1 pseudogene is annotated in these 349 nt (G+C 53.6%); it reads left to right on the top strand.

The annotated features are described in order from the left end of the window. A pseudogene (locus tag ACLUWI_RS10415) lies at positions 1-349 on the top strand (phosphopentomutase); the annotation flags it as partial.

The following is a 349-nucleotide window of genomic DNA, read 5'->3' as shown; positions in this document are numbered from 1 at the left end:
TGCGCCTGACGCGGCTAAATTTGATGACGAGGGTGCCGACACGCTGGGCGATCTTGGTCATGCCTGGCATGGCGTGCTGAAGCTGCCTAACCTGGCCAAGCTGGGCTTAAGCAATCTGCGTGTGACACCAATTGAAGGCATCCCTGCTGCTGATAAGCCATTGGGATGGTATGGTCGCATGGATGAAATCTCCGCCGGCAAGGACAGTATGGACGGTCACTGGGAGATGATGGGTCTGCCTGTTGAAAAAGAGCTGTCGACGTTTCCTGACGGCTTTCCAGATGAGATTATCAAAAAGATCGAGCAATACTCGGGCCGCCCTGTAATCGTCAATAAACCATACTCCGGT

This window comes from Limosilactobacillus mucosae, from assembly GCF_046939755.1.
GTDB classification, from domain to species: Bacteria; Bacillota; Bacilli; order Lactobacillales; family Lactobacillaceae; genus Limosilactobacillus; species Limosilactobacillus mucosae_A.
Note: the sequence above shows the minus strand (reverse complement) of the source record. Positions and strands in the feature narration are given on the sequence as shown.